Source organism: Campylobacter sp. 2018MI10 (genome assembly GCF_018501175.1).
Lineage (GTDB): Bacteria > Campylobacterota > Campylobacteria > Campylobacterales > Campylobacteraceae > Campylobacter_E.
The window spans coordinates 1-2,485 of the sequence record NZ_JAHCZD010000034.1 but is presented as its reverse complement, the minus strand read 5'-3'; the positions used below and the strand labels follow the sequence as shown (position 1 = coordinate 2,485).

1 protein-coding gene is annotated in these 2,485 nt (G+C 25.4%); it reads right to left on the bottom strand.

Annotated elements, in window-relative coordinates:
- Nucleotides 1-2,485: hypothetical protein (locus KJR01_RS09500; protein ID WP_214118994.1), on the bottom strand; the 2,485-nt coding region annotated here is incomplete at both ends.

Sequence of the window (2,485 nt, the reverse complement as noted above, 5' to 3'; positions counted from 1 at the left end):
GTTTTTAAATCTATATTTTTAATTACTAGCTTATCATCTACTTTTATTGTTTGAGCTTTGATTTCATCGGTTGTTTTTATATCATCGTTTATAAAATCAATATTATTAGCATTAATATCTTTAAAGTCATTCTTAGTAGTAGCTATTAGTTTGCCGTTTGTAACTTCTAAGTTTTTATGAAATGTATTATTATCAGCATAAACATCTACTGCATTAGTAACTGTTACATCGCCTTTAAAAGTATTGTTCTCTCCTTCAATCTTGCCTATACTTACATTATCTTCATAAAAAGCTCCATCAGTTTTTAAAATACCACTACCTGTTACTTTTTCTGATACTGTTGAGCCTTTTTCTACATTTATAAAGCCTTCGTTTTTTATTTCTCCTTTGATTTCTGAGCCGTTTATTACACTTACTTTTGCATCTTTACTATCAATTATTATGCCTTGCTCTAATTTAGCTTTATCTAAGACATTGTTTTTACTATTACCTGTAATAGTTAGAGTTTGTTTAAATATAGAACCAACTGCATTTATGCTATCAGCACTAACATTACCTTGAAAAGTGCTTTTATTATCGCTTAATAATTTATTTGCAGTTATATCTCCACTAAAGATTGTATTGCTTGATTTAAAGTCATTGCCTACTTGAAAATTTCCTGTGATGGTAGTTTGGCTTTCGTTATTTATAGTTAAATCGTTTGTAACATTTATAGTATTAGTAGAACCATCAGCTTTATTAGTAATACTAGAATTATTTAAAGTTAAATTATTAGCAGTTATATCGCCTTTAATATTAGAATTATTTAATTCCATATTATTTGTAGTATTAATACTGCCTTGAATAATTGTATTGCTTGATTTAAAGTCGTTGCCTACTTTAAAATTTCCTGTGATGGTTTTTGCTTCAGTATTTTCAATAATTACATTATTTGCAATATCTATTAAATTTGAATTTAAATCAGAATTTAAAAGCTTTAATTCACTACCTTTTATATCACCTTTGATACTAGAATTGCTAATATCAATATTATTAGTAGCTTCTATTTTGCCGATTAATTCACTATTATCTGTTTTTATATTGGTAATAAGAGAATCTCCTGTTAGTTTTGAATTGTATATCTCTAATTCTTCCCCATCAACCAATGCTTCTATAATAGCACCACCTTTTATAATAACCTTAGTATTATCTTGAGTTGAAATATCATTTACTCCTGGAACTATAAAAGTATCAGTTCCATATAATTTATTAGCTTTTATATATCCGCCATTTATAGTAATTTCTTTTGCAAAAATCCCACTATTTTCTACATTATTTATATAATTTACATTATTTAATTCTAATTTTGGAATTCTAGTATATAAATCATTTTTATTTAAAGCCCCAATTCCTGTATCTACTAATTTAGTATTATTAATAATCACTTCACTATCAAAATCTGCTGAAGCAGATTGATTAATAGCTGAATTAATTATCTCACTATCATTTATTGTAACCTTAGTATTATTCCGAATCGTAATATGATGTTTTGTAACATCCCAAGCATTATCATTAGATATTTTTACATTATCTAATTCATTTGTATTATAAAAATCAATCCTATTAAGATTTGAATCCAAAACTGCATTTTTAATAACACTATCTTTATATGTTGAAATTCCATTAGATTTTAATGTTATTTTATCTTTATCGTTATTTATAATTTGATGATTTTCAATAGTCAATGTGCCACTTGCTGTGATATTTTTATTATTGTATTTTGCATCATTTTTAATGGTAATATTTTTGGCATTTAAATCTGTGGTTAAAGTAGAATTATCTAAAATAAAATTATTAACCTTGCTAATATCAGAACTAATTGTAGTGCCATTTATAACTTCTAAAGTATTCGTATTTAAAGTAGCTTCTACTATAGAATTATCTACAACAATATTTCCACTAATATTTCCAAGCAATTTAGAATTAACAAAAGTAGTTTCTTTATTAAAGCTACTATCTTTTATAGTTGAATTAGACACAATTAAATTACCACTTTGTGGAGTTTTATGAGCATATTTAATATTTTCAATTTTTACTCCATCTAATATAATAGAATCATTATAACCAGCAGTCCATAAATCTAAAGCAACATTAGTTAAACTTCCACCAATCATAGTCAGACTCGATGTTTTTTTGTTATTGTCTATTAATATTCCAAAATTTGTATTACCATTTTGATTAACTTTAGATATATTCATATTTTGTAAATATACATCACCATTTATTTCTAATCTATTGTTTGTATCGCTTGTAGTAATATTTAAATTACTTATAAAATGAGTTTCATTAATTTTACCTAATTTAATATTTCCACCTGTGTGAGTAATATCAGTTGGTTTTGAATAAGTAGTGCTTGTTATAGTTTTGCCATTACTAATAGTATCTTTAGCATACGCTAAAGAATTTATAGCAGTGCTTGGAATAGTATCAGCAAGAGCTAAATTAC